Annotated in this window: 5 protein-coding genes and 2 pseudogenes; 6 read left to right on the top strand and 1 reads right to left on the bottom strand. The window is 49.5% G+C overall.

The window, feature by feature from the left end:
• Positions 1 to 125: 125 nt before the first annotated feature.
• The 6 genes and pseudogenes from H7F08_RS15780 to H7F08_RS14815 all read left to right on the top strand — a co-directional run.
• A pseudogene (locus H7F08_RS15780) lies at positions 126 to 500 on the top strand (DUF6671 family protein); the annotation flags it as partial.
• A 94-nt stretch (positions 501 to 594) separates the two neighbouring features.
• Positions 595 to 833 (top strand): annotated as a pseudogene (locus tag H7F08_RS15605) (transposase); the annotation flags it as partial.
• A gap of 575 nt (positions 834 to 1,408) precedes the next feature.
• Positions 1,409 to 1,741, top strand: a complete 333-nt coding sequence (locus tag H7F08_RS14830) for a mercuric transporter MerT family protein (RefSeq protein ID WP_226831041.1) — start codon at positions 1,409 to 1,411, stop codon at positions 1,739 to 1,741.
• 35 nt (positions 1,742 to 1,776) lie between these two features.
• Complete coding sequence (locus H7F08_RS14825; protein WP_065973417.1) at positions 1,777 to 2,133, top strand: heavy-metal-associated domain-containing protein; 357 nt, start codon at positions 1,777 to 1,779, stop codon at positions 2,131 to 2,133.
• A gap of 36 nt (positions 2,134 to 2,169) precedes the next feature.
• The gene (merA, locus tag H7F08_RS14820; protein WP_031573302.1) at positions 2,170 to 3,828 is read left to right on the top strand and encodes a mercury(II) reductase; all 1,659 of its coding nucleotides are present in this window, start codon (positions 2,170 to 2,172) and stop codon (positions 3,826 to 3,828) included.
• Between the two features lie 139 nt (positions 3,829 to 3,967).
• On the top strand, positions 3,968 to 4,432 hold the full coding sequence (locus H7F08_RS14815) for a MerR family transcriptional regulator (RefSeq protein WP_193640965.1): 465 nt from the start codon (positions 3,968 to 3,970) through the stop codon (positions 4,430 to 4,432).
• Between the two features lie 344 nt (positions 4,433 to 4,776).
• Here the strand turns inward: H7F08_RS14815 and H7F08_RS14810 are convergent.
• The coding region (locus tag H7F08_RS14810; protein ID WP_193640964.1) for a hypothetical protein at positions 4,777 to 4,983 on the bottom strand (207 nt) is incomplete at its 5' end.

The raw sequence follows: 4,983 nt of genomic DNA, 5'->3' as shown, positions 1-4,983 counted from the left end.
TTGCTGATCTARGGTAAACAGCTTGTCTTCGTCCATCATTAACCTTCCCTAGATCAGCAATGCCCTAAGACTACCGTACCCTCGTATCCACTCCAAGTAGCGAGGAGCCTCATGAAAGTGATAACAGGATAATAAAAAACATAACCAGTTGGGATCTCTATGAAAAAATATTCCATGATGCGATTAACAAATCCACTACAGGATATGCTTTTATTGAAACAGATGGTCGGGCTTACGCCAATCCGATGAGGATGGAAATGATTGCCAAGGCAACAAAAGATTTGCTCATAAAAATGCAATCCTGTTGTCCTGGCTGCGGAACTCCCGGATTTACTGTAATCGAGCGCTTTCCAGGATTGCCTTGCAAGAACTGCAATGGACCTACCAAAATATTTTATATGGATTTATACGCATGTCAAAAATGTGGAGAACACAGGGAAATAAAATGCACAGATCAGGAATGGGCGGATCCTCTTTATTGCGATTTTTGCAATCCATGATCATGTTACTATTTTTTTGTGCATATCGAAAAAACTCTCTATTTCGATTGTATATGATAAAAGATAAACAGTTGGAAGGAAAAGGATATGACCGATGAAGCCCAGAAAAAGCGCGATCAAAACCGACCTGTTTTCCGCAGATCTGCACCATCGGAACAGGGTCAGTTGAAATCCACTTCTGCGGATTGGCTGCCATATCGATTTTACGGCACTAGCAGCGCAGGTATATGGCGCCACCCATCGGCCGATGGGTGGCCGCACGTCCTATCCCACCGAAGTCATGCTGCGGATCCTGGTATTGAAGGTCTGTATAATCTGTCAGATGAACAGCTATCGGATGACGGTAATTGTTGCAATTGCAGACTGAAAGCGGTCATTCAGCAGCGGAAAGCAAATGGCCCAAAGCAGTTATCCAAGTTGAGTATCACCAGTGCCTGGAGCTAGGCCATAAATTGCTTTATCTGGCCGATACATTGCTGTGAAAATTCAATGTGATTCATAAACTGAATCTGGCTGGGGTAAAAAACCCAGGGTCTATTATCCTTTTGAAGCTCAGTTTCAGCAGCAGGTGATAGAAAATCATTTCCTGATGATTTCGGGGAAGTAGATCGATACCCAGCCATAGATGATCCCCGTGGAGTAGTACTTCAACATCACTACCGATCTCCACGTCAAAGGTGGAACCTGCGGACCAGCGACCCGAGGCCTCTACCCTGAAATGGAGGTCATGCTTGACACCGTACTATGCTACGGCATCTATAGTCCTTAGTAGACATGTTGAAGAACGCTTCTATCCAGGTGAGTGGAGGTTCAGACGTTATGAATACTAAGGTCAGTAAATCGGATCCACAGGGATCTGGCTGCGCCACCAATAACTCGAATATGCAGAATGTCCGACCAAAGGGGCTATGGGGGTTGTTAGTAGCGGTCGTAGTGGGTTTCCTGGCTTCCGCTTGCTGTGTCTTGCCGCTATTGCTGATTGTGGGGCTGGTGTAGGCGGCGCATGGATGGCTAACTTGCGGGTGCTTGATCCTTACGCCCCTTACCTGGATGTGGTCGTGTTGCTCTTTTTGGGATACGCCCACGTTCAGAATTATCGCGAAAAAAAGGCGCTGGCCTGTAGTTCGTGTTCGATGGTTGGACGATTGGGCCGTTGGCAATCCCCTCTTTTATGGGCGGGTACCGTTTTGGTTATTGTCTTTCTGGCATTGCCGCATGTGTTGCCCGGCTTGTTGATGTAGTTCTTTTAAATTGCAATGAACTCAAGGAGACTAAAATGCACATAAAGATAAATTCAGGAAAAAATCTGGTGTTAATATCTGCGCTTTCACTGCTGGCAAGTGGCGTGCTCGCTATGTCTTTCGCGTGGGCTGGCACGCCTTCTTCTGCTGCTGTCGTGCAGGCAGCTTCTGTTACGTCGGTATTCAGCGTGCCGTCAATGAGCTGTGGGGATAAGGCCTGTGAAACGGCTATTTATATTGCACTGCATCGCATCCCGGGTGTGCAGCATATCCATATTGATGACATGAAAAGGACGGTGACGGTGACCTATGATGCCAAAAAAGTGAGCCCGTCTGTTCTCCTGAAAACCTTTAGGAATATTGGGTATCCGGCTTCTTTGGCGCATGCTTGATTCGCGTATTGAATTACGAATACAAGGAGTATCACGATGAAAAAAACCATTCAGTTGAACATACTCGGGATGACATGTACGCACTGCGCTTTGACCGTAGAAAAAGCCCTTAAGGACGTCGCCGGTGTCGACAAAGCAAACGTTTTCTTTCCTGAAGGTTATGCGGAGGTGGAGGTAGCCGACGACGTTGCTGATTCCGTGCTCACTGCGGCTGTCGTCAAGAGCGGTTACGGCGCACAGGTCGCCAAGGTGGACGCAGACCTACACGACCGAAGCACTCGTGTCGATGCGCCTGCAGCAGAAAAATTACACGTGATTGTTCTGGGATCTGGATCGGGAGCCTTCGCTGCGGCGATCCGCTGTGTTGATGGTGGCGCGCGCGTTACGATGATCGAAAAAGGGACGTTGGGGGGAACCTGCGTCAATATTGGCTGCGTTCCGTCCAAAATCATGATCCGCGCGGCGCAAATGGCACATTGGCAGCGCGCACACCCATTCCAGGGACTGGGCCATTGTGAGCCTACGGTGGAACGTGTGGCACTGGTGGCGCAGCAGCAGCAGCGTGTGGACGAACTCCGCAACGAAAAATACGTCAACGTACTCGCTTCTCATCCAGAGATTACCCTGCTCCAGGGAACCGCTCGATTCGCCGATGCCCATACTATTGTCGTGCGCACAGACGACGGAAAAGAGCAGTCCGTTCGGGGAGATCGCATTCTTATTGCTGTTGGTGCGCATCCCCATGTGCCTCGAATACACGGATTGAACCAGACTCCCTACTGGACGTCGACAGAAGCACTTGTCGCCGAAGAAATACCCCGGCATCTGGTGGTATTGGGTGCTTCGGTGGTGGCTGTAGAGTTGGCACAGGCTTTCCGCAGACTGGGTGCAGAGGTCACTATTCTGGCACGCAGTACCTTGTTATCCAGGGAAGATCCAGCACTAGGCGCGGGTTTACAGACTGTCTTTGCAGAAGAAGGTATCCGGGTGCTTCAGCAGACGGTTCCAGAAAGCGTGCACCATAATAATGGGCAGTTCGAGATCCAGATTGATTCGGAGCGGCTCCGTGCAGATCAGTTGCTGGTGGCAACGGGTCGCCAACCCAATACGCAGGATTTGGGATTGGAATTCCTTGGAGTTGCCACCAACGAGTTTGGTGCCATCCTGGTTGATGACCACATGCGTACGAGCGTTTCCCACATTTTTGCGGCAGGAGACTGCACTACGCATCCTCAGTTCGTGTATGTCGCCGCTGCGGGGGGCACACGTGCCGCCGTCAACATGTTAGGAGGCGATGCCGCACTGGATCTAAGTGCCATGCCGTCTGTGGTTTTTACAGATCCGCAAGTGGCTACGGTTGGACTGGATGAAAAGGCGGCTGAAAAGCGGGGGATCAAAACCATCAGCCGCACCCTGAGTCTGGACAATGTCCCCAGAGCCTTGGCGAATTTTGACACCCGAGGATTTATCAAGCTGGTAGTGGACGAACCCACTGGAAAATTATTGGGGGCGCAGATTCTGGCTGCTGAGGGTGGTGAAATTGTCCAGTCTGCGGCATTGGCTCTACGGGGTGGATTGCGCTTCCAGGATTTGGCGGATCAATTGTTCCCCTATTTGACCATGGTGGAAGGACTGAAACTCTGTGCCCAGACATTTACCAAGGATGTCAAGCAATTGTCCTGTTGTGCCGGCTAACGGATAAGGAAAGCCATCATGCGTCAGGATCACATGGAAAGAGGGCTGCAAAATTTATTGAGAGAATTCCCGCTCCAGTCTCGAGTCATGAACGAACCGGTTTTCAGCAGAATTTTCACCTTCTGCAAGGAAATGTGTCATGACTGAGCCATCTCATCGACAAGGTTATCGTATTGGCGAAGTGGCCAGTGCTGCCGGTGTCCATGTCGAAACGGTACGCTATTATGAACGGGAAGGTCTTATCGTGCAGCCCAAGAAGCCGCATCTTGGATCCCGTCGGTATCCCGAGGAGACTATTGCCCGCATTCGGTTTATCAAGCACGCCCAAAAGCTTGGCTTTACCTTAAAAGAAGCGCGTGAACCCCTTCTGTTGCAGACCAACAAAACCCAAGCCTGTGGTGCAGTACTGCATCAGGCAAAAATCAAACAATCTGCGGTGCTTGCAAAAATTCAGGCTTTGCGAAGACTGGAAATCGTATTGGCCCGTCTAATTCAGGATTGCCAACAAGAATATCCCAACCAGCATCATGCGTGTCCGATTTTGGAATGCCTGGAAGCAGATGACGCAAACATGGATGATTTGCTTACGGACGCGGAAGAATGATGATGATGGCCTTGAGCCAATTCGGCTGGAAATGATATGGAAATCATTCAACGAATTTTTAACGCCGTATTAATTGCCGCTCTTTTTTGTTCGATACCGGAACAGTCTTGTGCAAAAGCCGTTGCCAAGACAACTCCATCAAAATCTGGGCTCCAAGGTGCGCTTCGTGGGTATAGCACTGGATGGCAAAAGATCTGCTGAGAAATTTATAGATAAGCCCAAATTGATAGGCTTTCACGTTAAAACATATTTTAAGTTTATTTTTATAAAACATCTCATTTAGGATTTGGAATATACTTAACCTGAAGTTTCACCGATTTTCATGAGGAATAGGTCGCCGCATGTTACGCCACCATACGCATGAGCATCTGCGTGAATGATTTATGAGGGGGTTGGCAGAGATGGGGCCAAAGTCCCAGAAAATGGTCGGAGAGTGCTTCATCTGCAATCAGTTTGCGGACATCGGAGAAGGCGAAACTGGTCCGTCCCTTGACGATATGGCGGCGCTTGGGGTCGGCCGTGATCCGGTCGGCGTAAATCCAGGTCAGGGT

This window comes from Acidithiobacillus sp. HP-11 (assembly GCF_015100075.1).
Taxonomy (GTDB): domain Bacteria; phylum Pseudomonadota; class Gammaproteobacteria; order Acidithiobacillales; family Acidithiobacillaceae; genus Acidithiobacillus; species Acidithiobacillus thiooxidans.
This window is presented reverse-complemented; position numbering and strand designations above follow the sequence as displayed.